This is a genomic window from Streptomyces sp. NPDC045701 (assembly GCF_056432045.1).
The window spans coordinates 1-16,572 of the sequence record NZ_JBWKJV010000058.1 but is presented as its reverse complement, the minus strand read 5'-3'; the positions used below and the strand labels follow the sequence as shown (position 1 = coordinate 16,572).

Genomic DNA, 16,572 nt, shown 5'->3' with positions numbered 1-16,572 from the left:
TCGTCCGACAACCCCGGACGCCCGATCCTCGCCACCCAGCAACACCTCCAGCACCGTTCTACCTGGGATGTTGCACCCACCCATTGACCTCACCGCAGCGTACTTCGCGAAGGATCCCCGGTAGCCAGCAAGTACGAGTTCATCGAAACGATGCGGCTCGACACCGAGGAGTACGCCTATCCTGTCGAGTTCATGTGTGAACGACTCGACGTGTCAAAATCCGGCTACTACGACTGGCGCTCACGGCCGGAGTCTGTGACGACCCAGCGGCGCGAGGAATTGAAATTGCTCATACAGAAGGCATTCGAGATGTCGGACAGCACGTATGGCTACCGGCGGGTGCACGCCCAGCTGGCACGCTGGGGTGTGGCCGCAGGCCTGGAGCTCGTGCGCCGGCTCATGCGCGCGCTGGGCCTGGTGCCCTGCCAGCCCAGGCCGAAGCGCTGGGCCCTCACGCTGCGCGGCCAGCGCGCTGCCCGACCTCGTAGGCCGGAACGTTACGGCCGGAGTGCCAGGCGAAAAGCTGGTCGGGGACATCACTTACATCAAGACCGGTGAGGGCTGGCTTTATCTCGCGACGGTTATTGACTGCTGCACTAAGGAGGTCATCGGGTATGCGATGGACGACCACTACCAGACGCCGCTGATATCCCGCGCCATCCGCAACGCGGCCCGCAACCGGAAACTCTCACCGGACGCAATCTTCCACTCCGACGGAGGCAGCAACTACATGTCGGCTGAGTATGCGGCCGCCCTCGGGGGACTCGGGCTCAGGCAATCGGCGGGCCGCACCGGAATTTGTTTCGATAATGCCACGGCTGAATCGTTCTTCGGCGCCCTGAAAAACGAACGGGTATCGCGCATGAGTTATCCCACCCGCGAAGATGCTCGACGAGACATCACTCGATACATCGAGTTCTGGTACAATCGCAAACGCCTTCACTCGGCAATCGGCTATCGTCCCCCTATTGAAATCCATGCCGAATTTCAGAAGTTGGGACTCGCTGCATGAAATGATCTGCCAGACCTTGTCCGAAAAACGCGAGGCCCCTCAGCCCGGTGCGCCCCGCCGCGAACTCCATGAACTCGTCCGCTCGGGACTTTCTCATACCCTTCCCTTCACCCCGCTGCCGCCGTTCTTCACCTCCTTGACGCTGCAGCCCGCGGAAAATGTTTCATCCCGCCCTTCCCCGTCCGCACACAAGGGCGGGCCCCGCATCCGTGGTGTCGTATGCGGGGCCCGCCAAGGCGGTGGCTACACCTGCGGGGTGCGTCAATCCACCACGACGGACGCGTTCTCGGAGATGACGTCCTCGAGGATGTGCGACAGCGCGCTGTCACCCTTGACGGCCGTGGAGTTCTCCGTGCAGGTCTGGTTCTGGGTGTCCTGGAGGATGTCCTGAACACTGATCAGGAACGAGACGTCGGCCTGGGTCGGCAGACCGATGCAGGGCTTGTTCAGGGTGCCCTGGACGAGACCCACCTGGGGGCTCTGGTGGCCACCCGTGACGGTGTTGCCGTACGACTGGGTGGCGAAGTTGCCGTTCTGCGTGTCGATACCGCGGTCGCCCACGGCCGAGGCCATCGGCGCGGACGCGCCGAGCACGGCCGCAGCGACGCCGGCGGTAGCCAGAACCTTCTTGATCATGGTTCATCCCATTCGTCGAGAGACCCGGTGCTCGGGTCGTGCCAGCGCCCGGCGTCGGGCGCGTGGGGGGGGTCAGCCCGTTGTGCGTGGTGCCGGGCACCACGCGGTGCCGTCCCGCACGGCCGTCGCGGCCGTGCGGGACAGTGGCTCACGTCAGTCCTGGACGGCGACCGAGGCGTTCTCAGAGAGGACGTCCTCGAGGATGTGCGACAGGGCACTGTCACCCTTGACCGCCGTGGAGTTCTCCGTGCAGGTCTGGTTCTGGGTGTCCTGGAGGATGTCCTGAACACTGATGAGGAACGAGACGTCGGCCTGGGCCGGCAGACCGATGCAGGGCTTGTTGAGCGAGCCCTGGATCAGACCGATCTGCGGGCTCATGTAGCCACCGGTCGTGGTGTTGCCATACGACTGGGTGGCGAAGTTGCCGTTCTGCGTGTCGATACCGCGGTCGCCCACGGCCGAGGCCATCGGCGCGGACGCGCCGAGGACGGCGGCGGCGACGCCGGCGGTGGCCAGAACCTTCTTGATCATGGTCCATCCTTCTCGTCGAGAGACCCGGTGCTCGGGGTCGCCCTGATCAACAGTAGGCCACCGTTTAAGTTGCGCCAGGTCACCCGAAGAGATCAATCGACGAAAAACGGATGAACCGCTCTCATGATGTAGGGATTGTCCCTCTCGGGGGAATGTCTGATCAGGAGGTGACGGGGTACACGCCGAATATGGACTCTCTCATGACGTTGGCTACGGAATTCGCCGCTAAGGACCATGTCGTCGGTATTGGTCCGCTGGTCGCCGGTGTCCTGCTCGTCGGGTTCCTGATCGGCGCCTTCGTACTCGGGCGTCGGCTCCGGAACCGGGAGTCGGCACCCCCCACGCCCGAGGAGCAGCCGCACCGTCCGCCGGACGCCGGGATCCCCGGCGAGGCCGAGGGCCACCGCCGGCCCGCCGAGCTGGAGGAGCGCGAGGACCGGGTGATGCCGTACGAACTGAGGCGCCAGAACACCGATCCGGACGCCTCGCCGCGCAGCGAGCAGGATCACAAGTGGGGCGGCGCCCCCAGCGGCGGCTTCGGCAGCGGCGGGCCGACCACGGGCGGCTGACCCACCCCCGCCGACCGGGCCCCGGCGGGCCCTCCCGACGCCCCGACGCGCCGTTTCGCGTCCGGGGCGCCGGGGCACCCGGGGGCCATGACCAGTACGGACGCGGCCACGCACACCCCCGCCCGGACGTCCCCGCGCGACGCCGCCCGGCTGGTCGCCCAGGTCGTCGCCCCGGCCCTCGCGGCCGGGGCCGTCGTCCGCCGCCGCGCCGGAATGGCCCTCGCCGAGCGGTTCGCCGTCGACCGGCGCGCCACCGGCCTGCTCACTGAGCTGCGCGCCACCCACGGCCCCGGCCCACTGCGGCTCGACGTAGCCGGGCGCCACTTCGCCGTCGTCCTCGACGCCGACGACGCGTCCCGCGTCCTCAACGGCACACCGGACCCGTACTCGCCCTCCACCCGCGAGAAGCGCGCGGCGCCGGAGCAGTTCCAGCCGCACGGCGTGCTCGTCTCGCGCGGTGTGGAACGGGACACCCGGCGCGCGTTCAACGAGGCCGTCCTGGAGTACGGGCACCAGGTGCACAGCCTGGCCCCGCGGATGGTGCGGACGGTACGCGAGGAGGCCGGCAAGCTCCTGGGCGCGACGACCGCCGGGGACGGCGAGATCGTCTGGCGGGCGTTCAGCACCGCCTGGGACTGCACCGCCCGCCGCCTCGTGCTCGGGGACACCGGCCGCGACGACACCGGCCTGACCGCGATGCTCGGCCGGCTGCGCTCAGCCGCGAACCGGTCGGGCGCCGCCCCCCGCCGCACCGCCCTGCGCGACCGCTTCGAGCGCCGCCTGCGCTCCCACCTCGACCGTGCCGAGCCCGGGAGCCTCGCCGCCGCGCTCGCCGCCGCGCCCGCCGGGCCCGGCACCGGACCGGCCGGGCAGGTGCCGCACTGGCTGTTCGCCTTGGACGCGGCGGGCATCGCGGCCTACCGGACCCTGGCTCTGCTGTCCACGCACGCCGCGCAGGAGGCGCAGGTGCGCAACGAGCTGGCCGTCACCGAACTCACCGAGCCGCGCCTCCTGCCGTACACCCGCGCCTGCGTCCTGGAGTCGGTGCGCCTGTGGCCCACCACGCCGTTCCTCCTGCGCGAATCGGTGCGCGAGACCGACTGGGGCGGGGACGTGCTGCCCGCCGGGACCGAGTTCCTGGTCTACGCGCCGCTGTTCCACCGCGACGCCTCGCTGCCGTACTCCGACCGGTTCACGCCGGAGATCTGGCTCGACGGCACCGCCCAGGACACCGAGGCGCTGGTGCCGTTCAGCGCGGGTCCCGGCCGGTGCCCGGGGGAGGACCTGGTCCTGCTGGTCGCCTCGACCATGCTGGCGGCCCTGCTCGAACGGCACACCTACCTGCCGGAACGGCCCGGCCGGCTGCGCCCCGACCGGCCGCTGCCGCGCACCCTCGACCACTTCGCGCTGCGCTTCGCGGCCCTTCCACACCACGGGTGACGGGGACGGCGGCGTCGGCAGTGACGGCGCACGCACGCGCTGTGACATGATGCCAGGGCCTCGCCAAGGCTGCTGTGAACGGAAAGGTTCGGCATGGCTCCTCGCGCCGGAAAATGGCAGCGTGTGCCCCTCATCCCACAGAGCAGGCAAGCGACGGAGACCGATACGGTCCCCGTCTATTCGTCGTTGATGCGCGAATGGAAAGCGCTGGGCCGGGCGGTCCCCGGACTGCCGGACCATGAATGGGATGCTCTTGTGACGCGCCCCGTGTGGCCCAGTCATTGAGCCATCCGCCTCCCGCAGATGCTCGGCGGTTCGAGTGAATCGGTGTCGAAAGAAGCCGCAGTGGTGTCTTTCCGCGTTCGCATTCGTTGTGATTTTCGCAGTGGAAGCCGGACCTCATCGAGGCCCGTTCGTCACGAAATCCGTGGCACGACTTCCTCCTGTGGAAAGGACCCGAACCTATGAAGTGCAAGAAGGCTGCGGTAGCCGTCGCCGGTATCGTCATGGCGCTGGGTGCGGCCGCGCCTGCCGTCGCCGACGCCGACGCCAGTGGTGCCGCTATCGGATCCCCGGGCGTCCTGTCCGGCAACATCCTCCAGGTCCCGGTGCACGCGCCGATCAACCTGTGCGGCAACACCATCAACGTCATCGCACTGCTGAACCCGACCTTCGGGAACGTCTGCATCAACAAGTGACCCCGCATCAGGCCTCGGCCGCGTAAATGCCGGTCCCGGAGCGCTCCGGGACCGGCATTTCCCTGTCCGGCTCCCCCAAGCGGGCGATCAAATTCCCCAACGGCCTACTTCCGGCCAGGACCGCGATCCCGGCCGGCCCATTAAGAATACTTTTGCTCCGAGTGACTGGCGTAATTCTGACGCCCGGCGAAGGAGCGGACATGGGTCACCGGAGAGCGAGAACGACAGGCGCGCGGCTGGGGGTGCTGACCGCCGGTCTGCTGAGCCTGCTGATGGCCGGCTCCGTCGTGTCGGCCCCGTCCGGCCACGCCTCGACCCCGGCGGCCCGGACGGGGCCGGCCACCGGCTCCGGCCCGGGGCCGGAGGGCGACCGGGAAGCGGGCGCCGCCGACGGCGCCACGACCGCGAGCGGCACCGGCGCGCGCGCGGAGACCGACACGGGGGGCGGCCCCGGCCCAGGGTCGGGAGCCGAACGGGTACGGGAGCCCGGCACGGACCCCTCGCCTTCGCCGGAGAGCGGACCGGCACCCGGGGACGGCACCGGGAGCGGGGACGGCGCCGGGAGCGGGGACGGCGCCGCCGGCACGGTGGCGGGGACGGCGGTCGGGGCGTACCTGGACTACGGGCCGCGCGGGATCCACCGCATGGCGGGGCTCCGCAAGTGGCTCGGCGGCACCGACCTCCGCGTGGGGCACACCTACCTGCCCGGCGACGCGTGGACCAACATCGAGGGGCACCCCGGGTTCCTGGAGCACTGGGCCCAGTGGCGGCGGGCGCGGGAGGACCGGCTGTTCGTCCTCAACGTGCCCATGCTGGAGCGCAACGAGAGCCACCTGCCCGACCCCGTCGTACGGCAGTTGCTGCGGCTGGGCGCGGACGGGCGGTTCGACCGGCACTTCCGGGCCCTCGCCGAGCGCCTCGTGGGGCTCGGCGTCCCCGACACCGTGCTCGTACTCGGCTGGGAGATGAACGGCACCACGTACTCGCACCGCTGCGGGCCCGACCCGGAGGCCTGGAAGGCGTACTGGAAGCGCATCGTCACCGCCATGCGCGAGGTGCCGGGGCAGCGCTTCCGGTTCGACTTCGCGCCGAACCGCGGCCGGGACGCCGTCCCGTGGACCGAGTGCTACCCCGGTGACGACGTCGTCGACATCATCGGGATGGACTCCTACGACCAGCCGTCGGGCCAGACCTTCGACGAGCAGGTGGCCGAGCCCTACGGCCTGCGGCACCACGTGGAGTTCGCCGCCGCGCACGGCAAGCCCCTCTCGTATCCGGAGTGGGGTCTGTTCCGCAACGGCGACAACCCGGAGTACATGCGGCGGATGCTGGACTGGATCGAGAAGAGCAAGCCGCTGTACCAGACGATCACCGACTACTGTCCGCACGGCGTCTGGCAGTGCGAGGACAACCCGCGCTCGTCGGAGGTGTTCCGCGCGAAGCTGTCCGGGAGGGGCGGGCCGGCGGACCCGGAACCGCGGCCGGAACCGGAGCCGCGCCCCGAACCCGAGCCGCGCCCGGAACCGGAACCGCGGCCCGAACCCGAACCCCGGCCCGAGGAGCCCGGCTGCACGCCGGTGGACCTGGGCGAGTGGGTCGAGAAGTGGCTCGGACACACGCTGTGCGTACGGATCGACTGGCGGCGCCACCTCGGCTCATGAGCCACCGCGCCGCACGGGCCGCCGCACCGCACGGTCCGCCCCGCCTCACCTCGTGAGCCGCCGCACCCAGTCCCGGTCACGCAGCCGGTCCGCCGCCCGACGGCGGCCGGCCGCGTACCCGGCCAGCAGCAGCAGGGGCGCGGCCGTGCGGCGGCGGGCCAGCAGCAGCCGCTGGTTGACGACCGGTTCAGGGCGCCAGTGGCTCTTGTAGGGCTCGCGGCCGCGCAGCAGGCTCAGCCGGGTGCGGCCGCTGGTGCTGCTCTCACGGGCGCCGTTGCGCAGCAGCAGGGTCGCCACGTCCACCTTGCTGGCCCGCAGCACCGGGTCCGCCCCGTACAGGTAGCCGCCAAACAGCAGCGGCGACATCAGGGTGAGGTCCGCGGCGACCAAATCCCCGGCCATGCGGAACTCCGTCACCATCGCGTCCCCCGACTCGACCATCGACCGCACCGCCCGCTGGAGGTGCTCGGCGAACCGGGGCCTCAGGTGCTCGGGCGTCACCCCGCGGTCGGCCCACTGGCGCTGGTGGAGTTCCAGCAGCCGCCGCAGCGCGTGCGGGACCTCGGCCGGCGGGACGACGTGCTCCTCGATGCCCAGCTTGTCCAGCCGGCGCAGCTTCGAACGGGCTCGCTGGGCCCGGGAGGACGGCAGCCGGGCGACGAGTTCGTCGATGGACGCGGCGGGCAGCTCCATGCAGACGGAGTCGGGGAGGCGGCGGCGCGGGCCGCGCCAGCACGCGTACACCAGCTGGGCGGCGGCCTCCTCCCGTACCTCCCGGAGGTCGATCACGGCGGTACGGGCCAGCCGGCCGAGCGCCCCGGTCAGCACCGGGACCGCCTCGCCGGCGGCCGCGTCGTCGACGAGCACGTCGGAGAAGTCGGTGATCGCCCCGCCCAGGTGGGTCAGCACCGGCAACGGGCCGCGCACCAGCCGCAGCGGCGCCGCCGCGACGAGCCGCCCGTCCCGGCGGACGAGGACGACCCGCAGGCGGCCGGGGGTGCCGTACGACACCCACCAGGAGTGCAGCCAGGAGTGCGACTGGAAGGGGGTGGCCGTGGCGCACCGCCGGTACAGGTCCGCCCACTCCGGCCCGAGCCGGCCGAACGCCTCGCCGTCCCGGCAGACGGTGACCTCCCAGTTCCCGTCCCGCGTCATACCAGCGCCTCCTGCTGTCCCACCGGCCCCGGCACGGACCCGTACCGCGACCGCCCGCCGCGCCGGGGGTACCGGGGCCGCACCAGCAGGGCGAGCCCGCCGAGCAGCCCGCCCGCGCAGCCGCCGACGAGGGCGGCGAGGGACACGGAGGGTGAGACGGGTTCCGTGGGCGTGGCGGCCCGGGTGAACTGGAGGACCTTCACACCGGTGCTGCCCTCGGTGTGCGAGCCCTTCTGCACCAGGGCCCTCGCCACGCTGTCGGCCATCCCCGCCGCGGTGGCGGGCCGCGGGGCGCGCGCCGTGACGGCGATCATGGGGGCGTCCGGCGAGGTCGCGGCCTGCACGCTCGCGCGGAGGGTCTCCGCCGGCACGCCGGCCGCGACCTGGGCGTCGCCGACGACCGCGATGTCGGTGGCGACCCGCCCGTAGGCCTGCGCCAGGCCCATCGCGCCGGCCGGGTCGGACTTCGCGGACGGCACGACGATGACGTAGCTCGTCGCCGCGTACTCGGGTGTCTTCAGAACCCCGTACCCGCCGCCGGCGAGGACGCCCAGCAGCGCGGCGGCCGGGACGAGCCACCGGCGGCGGGTGCGCCTGAGGCGGGTGAGCCAGCCGATCGCACGGCGTACGGCAAGGGACTGGGTGGTGGTCATCGACAACTCGCTCCGTCGTAAAGGTCATCGTGAGGGCCGTCATGGAGGCGGACGTGAGGGCGGTCGCCGAGGTCGTCGTGGAGGCCGCCCGGACCGCCGTCGCCGGGGCCGCCGGGACGGCTGTGGTGGCGGCCTCGGTGAAGGTGTTCGTACAGCGCCGTCAACTGCTGGGCGCTGCGCCGCACGTCGTAGCGGCGCACGGCGGCGGGGACGGCGAGCCGTTCCCGGGCGACCGACTCCAGCGCGGCGGCCACCTCCGGCACCGTCCCGCCGATCCGGCGCGCCCCCGGCGCCTCCTCGGGCGGCAGGTCGTCGAGCGCGGGGCAGGCCACGTACCGCACGGGGAGCCCGGCGGCCAGCGCCTCGACGATCGCGAGGCCGAACGCCTCGTCGGCGGAGGCCGACACGAACACGTCCATGGCCGACAGCAGCTCCGGCAGCTCGCGGTCCACCGCGCCCGCCCACACCACCCGCTCCACCGCCCCGCACTCCCGGGCGGTCCGCTCCAGCCGCTCCCGCTGCTCGCCCTCGCCCACCAGCAACAGCCGGGGGTCGCCGGGGAGCGCGGCCACCGCCCGGATCAGCGTGTCGAACCGCTTGCCCGCCACGAGCCGCCCCACCCCGCCGACGACGTACGCGCCGGGCGCCAGGCCCAACCGCCGCCGCGCCGCCCGCCGTGCGGCCGGGTCGAAGGCGAAGCGCGCCACGTCGATGCCGTTGGGCACGACCCTGACGCGGGACGGCCGCACGCCCCAGGCGACCAGGCGCCGCGCCACCGTGTCGGAGACTGCGACCGTCGACGTACCGAGCCGCTCGCCGGCCAGGTACAGGGCGCGTGCCCCGGTGGACAGGCGGCGTCCCTCGATCCGGTCGGCGCCCAGCGAGTGTTCCGTCGCGACGACCGTCCGCACGCCCGCCAGCCGGGCGGCGAGACGCCCGTACAGGCAGGCCCGGTACAGGTGGGTGTGGACGACGTCGAAGTCGCCGTGCCGGATCAGCCGGGTCAGGCGCGGCAGGGCGGACAGGTCGCGGTTGCCGCGCATGCCGAGGTGGGCGACCGGCACCCCCTCGGCGCGCAGGGCGTCCGCCACCGGGCCGGGGTTGGTGAGGGTGACCACGCTGCTGCGGACGCGGTCCATGCGCGGGATCAGCAGGCGCAGTTGCTGTTCGGCGCCGCCGATGCCAAGGCCGGTGATGACGTGCAGGACCTTCAGGGGGGTCATGCCACAGGCGCCGGGGTGAGGGGCACCGGGGCGCGCCGCACCCCGTGCAGCCGGCGCTTGGCGTGCAGCCGCCAGGCGGTGTCGCGCTGCCCGATGTGCACCCGGGGCAGGGCGTGGACGCCGTTCAGGGGGCCCGGGTCGATGGCGGTGGCGTACGCGTACCCCGCCTCGCGCACGGCGCGCAGCGCGCGCTCGTCGACGTGGCCGTACGGGTAGCAGAAGCCGTCGGGAGCCGTGCCGGTGAGGGTGCGGAGCAGTTCGCGGCTGTCGGTCGTCTCCCCGCGCAGGACGTGCTCGGGCGCGTCGGGCAGGGAGACGTGCAGCAGTCCGTGCGAGGCGACCTCCATGCCGGCGGCGGCGCAGCGGCGGACGCCGTCCTCGGTGAGCAGCGGCTTGCGCGGGCCGAGCGCGTCCCACGCGTTGTCGCCGCCGAGTCTGCCAGGGAGGACGAAGACGGTGGCCGTGCACTCGTGGCGGCGCAGGATGGGGACGGCGTTGTCGAGGAAGTCGGCGTACCCGTCGTCGAAGGTGAGGCCGACCAGCCCTCGGGTGTCGCCGTGGCGGGCCGCGTACAGCAGCAGTTGCCGTACGCCGACCCCCCGCAGGCCGTGGTCGCGCAGCCAGCGCAGCTGCCTGTCGAGCCGGGAGGGGGAGACGGTCACGTGGTACGGGTCGTCGTCCGTGGTGTCGTCGATCGAGTGGTACATCGCCACCCACAGGGGGATGCGCGGCTGGTTCATGAGCGGGCCTTCGCGAGCCGACGGAACGGATGGGCTGAACGGACGAGGGAGGGGACCACCGGGGCGCGCAGGGCGCAGGCGCAGGCGGTGAACGCGGCCGTGACGGCGGCGAACGCCAGCGGCACGGCCAGCGGCGGCGGGCCGACCGCGCACCACCGGCCGGCGGCGGTGGCGACGGCCGCCGCCGAGGCGAGCCGGGCCAGCCCGGCGGTCAGGCGACGCGCGTCCAGCGGGACGCTCTGCCGCCGCAGGCCGAGCAGGAGGAGGGCGGCGGTGAGGGTGATGCCGAGCGCGTTGGCGGCGGCGATCCCGCGGGCGCCCCACGGCCCGGCCCAGGCCCCGCCGGCGGCGGCGGTGAGGGCGATGCCGCCGAGCATGGCGGCGGCCGGGTACCACAGGGGCCGGGCGGCGGAGAAGTAGCAGCGGACGAGGGCGCCGACGAGGGTCTGGCCGAGCAGCCCGAGGGCGTACACCCGCATGACGGCGGCCGTGGCGGCGGTGTCGGTGGCGTCGAAGGCGCCCCGCTGGAAGAGGAGCGCGACGATCTGCGGCGCGGCCGCCACCACGGTCGCGGCGCCGACGAGGACGATCACGCCCGCGAGCAGCAGGTCGCGTTCGGCGCGCCGCCGTGCCGTGTCCGGGTCGCCCGCCGCGAGTGCCCGGGCGACGACCGGGAAGCTGACGGTGCACAGCATGAGGGAGAGCACCATCGGCAGTTGGGCGACCTTCTGCGCGTAGTTCAGGTGCGAGATCGCCCCGGCGGGCAGCGGCGCGGCGAGGAACCGCTCGACCAGGACCTGCGACTGGCGGCTCACCGCGAACACGATCACCGGCGCGAGGACGGCCAGCACCGGCCGGAGCGCCGCCCGGGGCTGCCGGGGTACGGCCGGTGCGCGCCGCCGCGGCGCGCTGTGCCGCGGTACCGCCGGTGCGCGCAGCCGGCGCCACAGGACGGGTGCCTGGACCAGCACCATCAGCGCGCCGCCCGCCGCGACCCCGGCCGCCGCCGCGCGGACGCCCCACGTGCCGGGGTCCAGGAGGACGACGGCGGTGATGATGCCGGTGTTGTACGCGATGTAGATCGCGGCCGGGGCGAGGTACCGGCCGTGGGCGCGGAGCGCCGCGCTGCAGTACCCGGCGAGCGCGAAGGAGAGCAGGCAGGTCGCGGTCAGCCGGGTGCAGTCGACGGCCAGCTGCCGCTCCGGCAGCCCGGGCGCCAGCAGCGGGACGACCAGCGGCGCGGCGAGCGCGAGCAGCCCGGCCGCCGCGCCCGCGCCTAGGGCCGCCCGGGGGAGGGTGGCCCGGACCAGCGCGTGCACCGGGTCGGGGCCGCCCGCCGGGGCGTTGGCCCGGCGGGTGAGGGCGGCGGCGAACGCGGGGACGAGGACCAGGGCCATACCGTCCTCGATCAGCAGCGTGGCCGCGAACTCCGGGACGGTCCAGGCGACCAGGAAGGCGTCCGTGCCGGTGCCCGCACCGAACGTGTGGGCGAGCAACTGGTCGCGGACCAGCCCGAGCAGGGCGCCCACCGCGGTCAGCGCCGCCGTGAGCGCGGCCGCCCGGGCGAGGAGGCGGCCGGACGGCACCCGTGCCGGGTCGTCGCCCCGCGGCGCGGGGTGCGCGGCGTCCTTGGTGGCCTTGGTGGCCTTGGTGGCCGGCGCGGCGCCCCCGGGCACGGCGTCCGTGGCGTCCGTGGTCACCGTGGCGTCCGTGGTCACCGTCGTGACCGGCGCGGCGTCCGTGGCGGACCGTGCGTCACCCATGCCGGACCCCCGCGACGGCGGCCGGGGCGGGGGCGCTCCGGCGGGCCGGCACCGGTTCCGTACCGGTCCGGACGCCGGCACCCGGACCGCCGGACGAGCCGCCGGACGGACCGCCGGACGGGCCCCCCGGCGGGCCGCCCCGGGGGACGGCGGGCCGCGCGGCGCCGGCCGGCCGGTGCGGGGCGAAGGACCACCAGGCGGCCAGGCCCAGCACCAGTGCGGTGAGGACCGTCGCGGGGCCGCCGATGTCCGCGTACGCGAAGTCGACGAGCTGCCACACCAGCAGGCCCACCGCGACCAGCCCGCACGCCGGGGTCGCCCCGGCCCGGCGGGCGTCCACCAGGCGCCGCAGCGCGCACCCCAGCAGGGCGAGCCAGCTGCCCGCGACCGTCAGCAGGCCCAGCAGGCCCTGCTCGCCCAGCACCAGCAGGTACATGTTGTGCGGCGACAGCAGGGGCTGCCGCTGGAAGCCCCGGCCGACGCCCGCCGTGTCGCTGCCCGACGACAGGGCCAGCGAGGCGTGGCCGTCCCGGTAGTGGGGGAAGCCCTTGAGCCCGACGCCGGTGAGGGGCTCGGCACGCCACATCCCGGCCGCCGCCGCCCACATGGTGTACCGGTCGGTGACCGACCGGTCGGGCGCGGCCGTGACCCGGGAGATGCTGGTCACCCGTTCCTGCACCATCTGCGAGCCGACACCCAGCCCCGCCACCAGCACCACGCCGAGCGCGCCCGCCGCCAGGCCCACCCGCACGGCCCGCCCCACCCCGCACAGGGTCAGCAGCAACGCGCACGCCACCAGGGTCGCGATCCAGGCGCCCCGGCTGAACGACACCACCAGCGGGACGAGCAGCAGCCCGCCGCAGACCAGCGCCCACGTCCGGGGGCGGCGCCCCGGTCCGCCGAGCGCGATCCCGGCGGCGGCGACGATCCCGTACGCGACGACCGTCGCCATCCCCATCACGTCGGTCGGCCCGAACGTCCCCACCGCCCGGACGTCCTCCCCCATGTACGACGCGCCGGTGCCGGTCAGGTACTGCACGACCCCCAACGCGCCCTGCGCCAGGGCGAGCCCGATCACCGCCCAGGCCACCACGGCGAAGTCCCGCCGGTCGCGCACCAGCAGCACCACGGCCGCCGGTACGAGGACGAAGACCTGGAGGTAGCGCGCCACGCCCGGGAGGCTCGCCGCCGGGTCGTGGGACGCGACGGCCGCGGTGCAGATGCCCAGCACCGGCAGGCCCAGCACGACGGCCGCCGTCCGCGACAGCGGCCGCGCCCGGTCCCGCACCACCCGTACGGCACAGCACACCACCAGCACGGCGGAGGCGGCGTCCGCCACCGTGCCGGTGCCCGGGGAGCCCTGCGGCGGCGGTACGGCGAGCAGCGCGACGACGGAGAGCAGGGGCACCAGCGGCGCCCAGTGGCGTACCGGCATCAGCTGCCCGCCGGCCGGATCAGCGAAGCCGCCGTGCGCAGCAGGATGCACACGTCCTGCCACAGCGACCAGTGGTCGATGTAGTGGCTGTCGAAGCGGCACCGGTCCTCGATGGAGGTGTCCCCCCGCAACCCGTGGACCTGCGCCAGCCCGGTCAGCCCGACCGGCATCCGGTGCCGGGCCGCGTACCCGGGGTGCAGGCGGCTGAACTTGGCGACGAAGTACGGGCGTTCCGGCCGGGGACCGACGAGGCTCATGTCACCGCGCAGCACGTTCCACAGCTGCGGCAGCTCGTCGAGCGACGTGCGGCGCAGGAACGTCCCCACGACGCTCATCCGCTCGTCGTGGGCGACGCTCCACCGGGTGGCCGCCTCCTCGTCGTCGGCGGGGCGCAGCGTACGGAACTTGAGCAGGGTGAACAGCCGGCCGTCCTGCCCGACGCGCTCCTGGCGGAAGACCACGCCCGGCCCGTCCGACAGCCGGATGGCGGCCGCGCACAGCAGCAGGAGCGGGGACAGGGCGGTGAGCATCAGCCCGGCGACCGTGACGTCGAGGATCCGCTTGGACAGCGGGCCCCGGTGGGCGGGCGGCGGGTCGAGGCGCCGGCAGGCGTGGCCCCACAGGTGCTGGCTCATCGGGGCGGGGCGCGGGCCGTCGTCACCCTCCCCCACCAGCCAGCCGTCGCAGCCGTAGTGGCGCAGCAGCGAGACGAGCCCGGCCTCCGCGGCGCCGGTGAACACCGCGTCGCGGACGCTGTTCTGGATGACGGCCCGGTGGATCTCCTCGGGGCCGGTCAGCACCGGCAGGGACGATTCGGCCGGGCCGGACGGCCGCTGGGCGGCGACGATGCCGACCGGCCGGATGCCGTACTCGGGGTGTCCGGCGAGCGTGCCGGCGAGCCGCTGGGCGGCGGGCAGGGAGCCGACGACGAGCGCGGAGCGTGGGTGGGCGCGGGCGGCGGCCCGGCGCCGGTGGTGCAGGACGGCCCGGCACCCGGTCACGAGGGCCAGGTGCGCGGCGTACACGGCGGCCAGCGTCACCGGGCCGACGGCGCGCTGCGGCGACTGGGCGGCGAGCAGTGCGGCGGCCGCGCACCACGCGATCGCCGCCCGCCCCGCGAGGGTGGGCAGTTCGTCGAGTACGGAGGCCACGGCGCCGGGCCGGTAGAGGCCGGCGTACGCGTTGAGCGCGGCCAGGAGCGCGGTGAGCTGCATCAGCAGGGCGGCGCCGCGCTGTTCGTGGTCGAGCAGGAGCGCGGCGAGCAGGACGGCGGTGCAGTCGGTGGCGACCAGGGACGAGACGAAGGGCGGCGCGGGCACCGGGCGGCGCGGCGGCAGGGCCGGCCGGTCCGCCGTCCCCCGGGGCGGGACGACGGTCGGGGTGGCCGGGCTGGTGCTTTCCGTGGTCACTGGGAGATCGGCTCCCTGAGCTCGTGGCGCGGTGCGGCGGTCACCTCGCGGTACACGTCCGCGAGGGCCGCGTTCACGCGCCGCACGTCGAAGCGCCGCAGTACGTGCTGCTGGGCCTGGCGGCCCAGGGCTTCGCGGAGTACGGGCCGCCGCAGGAGCCCCACCAGGGCCCCGGCGAGGGCGGCCGGGTCGTGGGGCCGGACCAGGCAGTGCGTCTCGTGGCCGGGTGGCAGGCTCTCGCGGGCGCCGTCCACGTCGGTGAGGAGGACGGGCCGGCCGGCCGCCATGGCCTCCAGTGGCGCGAGGGCCATCCCCTCCCAGCGGGACGGCTGGACGACCAGGTCGGCGGCCCGGTACCAGGGCGCCGTGTCGGTGACGGCGCCGGGGAACGCGACCGCCCGGTCCGCCCCGCCCCACCGGGCGGCGGCGGCGCGCAGGGCCTCGGCCCCGGGACCGTCGCCGACCAGGACGAGCCGGGCGTCCGGTACGCGGTCGAGGACGGCGGGCCATGCCTCCAGGAGCGTGTCCTGGCCCTTCTGGCGGCACAGCCGCCCCACGCACACCACGAGCGGTGGCCCGGCCGGAAGTCCCAGCGCGGCGCGGGCGGCGCCCCTGCCCGGTCCGGCGGTGAACCGGCGGGCGTCCACACCGTTGTGGATGACGGACCAGGGCGCGCGCACCCCGGCGTGCTCGCCGCGGCGCCGTTCGGCCTCGCTGACGCAGATGACCCGGTCGGTCCAGCGGGCGGCCCAGCGCTCCCAGCGCCTGGCGAGCGCGCCGGTCACCCCGTCGACCGCCTCGAACGACCAGGCGTGCGGCTGGTACACGGTGGGCACCCGGCCGCGTACCGCGATACGGGCGGCCAGCCCGGCCTTCGCGCTGTGCGCGTGCACCAGGTCGGGGCGTACGAGGTCGACCAGCGCGGCGACCCGGCGGCTCTCCGCGACAAGTCGCGGGCCCGGCTCGCGGCCGGCCCGCCACGGGTGCACCTCGGCGCCCCGCGTGCGGGCCGCCATCGCCAGCGGCGTACCGGGCGGACAGGCGACGGCGACCCGCATGCCCGCGTCCAGCTGCGCTCCGACCACGTCGGTGACCACGCGGGCCACCCCGCCGTCACCGGGCTGGACAACATGCAATGCGGTGAGTGGGGAACCCACGCGTGACCCTTTCTACGAAGCTTTCCACGAAGCGGGCGGCAGGAGGGTTCGGCGGAGTCGGCGGGCGCTCGACGCTTTCCGGCGCGCGGGCGAATGTCAGCGGCGCGCGCTATCCGGGCGTTCCCACACTGAAAGAACCTCTTGAATTCCCCATACCGGTTCTCCGCTTCGACGAGTGAGGACCGCGTCCAGCGAGATGTACGTTATAACTCAACAAACCGGACCAGAAGCATGCGAAACGCCCCCGGAACAACTTCCTTGTCCGGGCGTTCCGTTGGTGGCGCGGCGTGTCGCGCGCGAGCGGCCGGGGACGCGTCACCCGTTCGGTCGCGCAACCGGCGAAATGCTGGGGCGTTGTTGGTGTAGCCGACCACGTCGGCCGCAGTGCCTCACCGACCTAGTGTCCTGCGCCGGGAATTCGTTGGATTAGTAAGCTGTCTCCATGGCGAAGATGGGGCGGCCGATGGCCGAGCTGGTGTTGTCGGAGGAT

Annotated in this window: 16 protein-coding genes; 6 read left to right on the top strand and 10 right to left on the bottom strand. The window is 74.0% G+C overall.

From position 1 onward, the window contains the following. Positions 1 to 150: 150 nt before the first annotated feature. Positions 151 to 558 carry an IS3 family transposase gene (locus AC07DW_RS30155; RefSeq protein WP_478860851.1) on the top strand — a complete coding sequence of 136 codons (408 nt, stop codon included), beginning with the start codon at positions 151 to 153 and terminating at the stop codon, positions 556 to 558. After that, entirely contained in the window at positions 509 to 1,012 is a 504-nt protein-coding gene (locus AC07DW_RS30150; protein ID WP_478860850.1) for an IS3 family transposase, read from the top strand. Before AC07DW_RS30155 ends, AC07DW_RS30150 begins: the two co-directional genes overlap by 50 nt. A 261-nt stretch (positions 1,013 to 1,273) precedes the next feature. On the opposite strand, the gene AC07DW_RS30145 is transcribed toward AC07DW_RS30150, so the two are convergent. Together AC07DW_RS30145 and AC07DW_RS30140 are read right to left on the bottom strand one after the other, a co-directional pair. Continuing rightward, complete coding sequence (locus AC07DW_RS30145) at positions 1,274 to 1,648, bottom strand: rodlin (protein WP_478860849.1); 375 nt, start codon at positions 1,646 to 1,648, stop codon at positions 1,274 to 1,276. 153 nt (positions 1,649 to 1,801) lie between these two features. Continuing rightward, positions 1,802 to 2,179, bottom strand: a complete 378-nt coding sequence (locus AC07DW_RS30140; RefSeq protein WP_478860848.1) for a rodlin — start codon at positions 2,177 to 2,179, stop codon at positions 1,802 to 1,804. A gap of 200 nt (positions 2,180 to 2,379) precedes the next feature. Here AC07DW_RS30140 and AC07DW_RS30135 point away from each other — a divergent pair, with 200 nt between their 5' ends. From AC07DW_RS30135 to AC07DW_RS30120, 4 genes are all read left to right on the top strand, one after another. Beyond that, the gene (locus tag AC07DW_RS30135) at positions 2,380 to 2,748 is read left to right on the top strand and encodes a DUF6479 family protein (protein ID WP_478860847.1); all 369 of its coding nucleotides are present in this window, start codon (positions 2,380 to 2,382) and stop codon (positions 2,746 to 2,748) included. An 87-nt stretch (positions 2,749 to 2,835) separates the two neighbouring features. Continuing rightward, positions 2,836 to 4,188 carry a cytochrome P450 gene (locus AC07DW_RS30130; protein ID WP_478860846.1) on the top strand — a complete coding sequence of 451 codons (1,353 nt, stop codon included), beginning with the start codon at positions 2,836 to 2,838 and terminating at the stop codon, positions 4,186 to 4,188. A 464-nt stretch (positions 4,189 to 4,652) separates the two neighbouring features. Further along, positions 4,653 to 4,886 (top strand): chaplin, encoded by a 234-nt coding sequence (locus tag AC07DW_RS30125; protein ID WP_478860845.1) that lies wholly within the window; start codon positions 4,653 to 4,655, stop codon positions 4,884 to 4,886. A gap of 200 nt (positions 4,887 to 5,086) precedes the next feature. After that, the gene (locus AC07DW_RS30120) at positions 5,087 to 6,547 is read left to right on the top strand and encodes a glycoside hydrolase family 26 protein (RefSeq protein ID WP_478860844.1); all 1,461 of its coding nucleotides are present in this window, start codon (positions 5,087 to 5,089) and stop codon (positions 6,545 to 6,547) included. A 45-nt stretch (positions 6,548 to 6,592) separates the two neighbouring features. On the opposite strand, the gene AC07DW_RS30115 is transcribed toward AC07DW_RS30120, so the two are convergent. The 8 genes from AC07DW_RS30115 to AC07DW_RS30080 are packed head-to-tail and all read right to left on the bottom strand — an operon-like array spanning position 6,593 to position 16,082. Further along, entirely contained in the window at positions 6,593 to 7,702 is a 1,110-nt protein-coding gene (locus AC07DW_RS30115) for a GNAT family N-acetyltransferase (RefSeq protein WP_478860843.1), read from the bottom strand. Beyond that, the gene (locus AC07DW_RS30110) at positions 7,699 to 8,355 is read right to left on the bottom strand and encodes a YveK family protein (protein ID WP_478860842.1); all 657 of its coding nucleotides are present in this window, start codon (positions 8,353 to 8,355) and stop codon (positions 7,699 to 7,701) included. The genes AC07DW_RS30115 and AC07DW_RS30110 overlap by 4 nt, the downstream gene beginning before the upstream one ends. Then, the gene (locus AC07DW_RS30105) at positions 8,352 to 9,569 is read right to left on the bottom strand and encodes a glycosyltransferase (RefSeq protein ID WP_478860853.1); all 1,218 of its coding nucleotides are present in this window, start codon (positions 9,567 to 9,569) and stop codon (positions 8,352 to 8,354) included. Before AC07DW_RS30105 ends, AC07DW_RS30110 begins: the two co-directional genes overlap by 4 nt. A gap of 5 nt (positions 9,570 to 9,574) precedes the next feature. After that, positions 9,575 to 10,318: a polysaccharide deacetylase family protein gene (locus tag AC07DW_RS30100; RefSeq protein WP_478860841.1), complete on the bottom strand. Its 744-nt coding sequence runs from the start codon at positions 10,316 to 10,318 to the stop codon at positions 9,575 to 9,577. Next, the gene (locus tag AC07DW_RS30095) at positions 10,315 to 12,081 is read right to left on the bottom strand and encodes a lipid II flippase MurJ (protein ID WP_478860840.1); all 1,767 of its coding nucleotides are present in this window, start codon (positions 12,079 to 12,081) and stop codon (positions 10,315 to 10,317) included. Before AC07DW_RS30095 ends, AC07DW_RS30100 begins: the two co-directional genes overlap by 4 nt. Next, the gene (locus AC07DW_RS30090; protein WP_478860852.1) at positions 12,074 to 13,516 is read right to left on the bottom strand and encodes an O-antigen ligase family protein; all 1,443 of its coding nucleotides are present in this window, start codon (positions 13,514 to 13,516) and stop codon (positions 12,074 to 12,076) included. The genes AC07DW_RS30095 and AC07DW_RS30090 overlap by 8 nt, the downstream gene beginning before the upstream one ends. Beyond that, positions 13,516 to 14,925, bottom strand: a complete 1,410-nt coding sequence (locus tag AC07DW_RS30085) for an exopolysaccharide biosynthesis polyprenyl glycosylphosphotransferase (protein WP_478860839.1) — start codon at positions 14,923 to 14,925, stop codon at positions 13,516 to 13,518. The genes AC07DW_RS30090 and AC07DW_RS30085 overlap by 1 nt, the downstream gene beginning before the upstream one ends. After that, a complete protein-coding gene (locus AC07DW_RS30080; protein ID WP_478860838.1) occupies positions 14,922 to 16,082 on the bottom strand; it encodes a glycosyltransferase in 1,161 nt (386 codons plus the stop codon). Before AC07DW_RS30080 ends, AC07DW_RS30085 begins: the two co-directional genes overlap by 4 nt. Positions 16,083 to 16,572 lie beyond the last annotated feature (490 nt).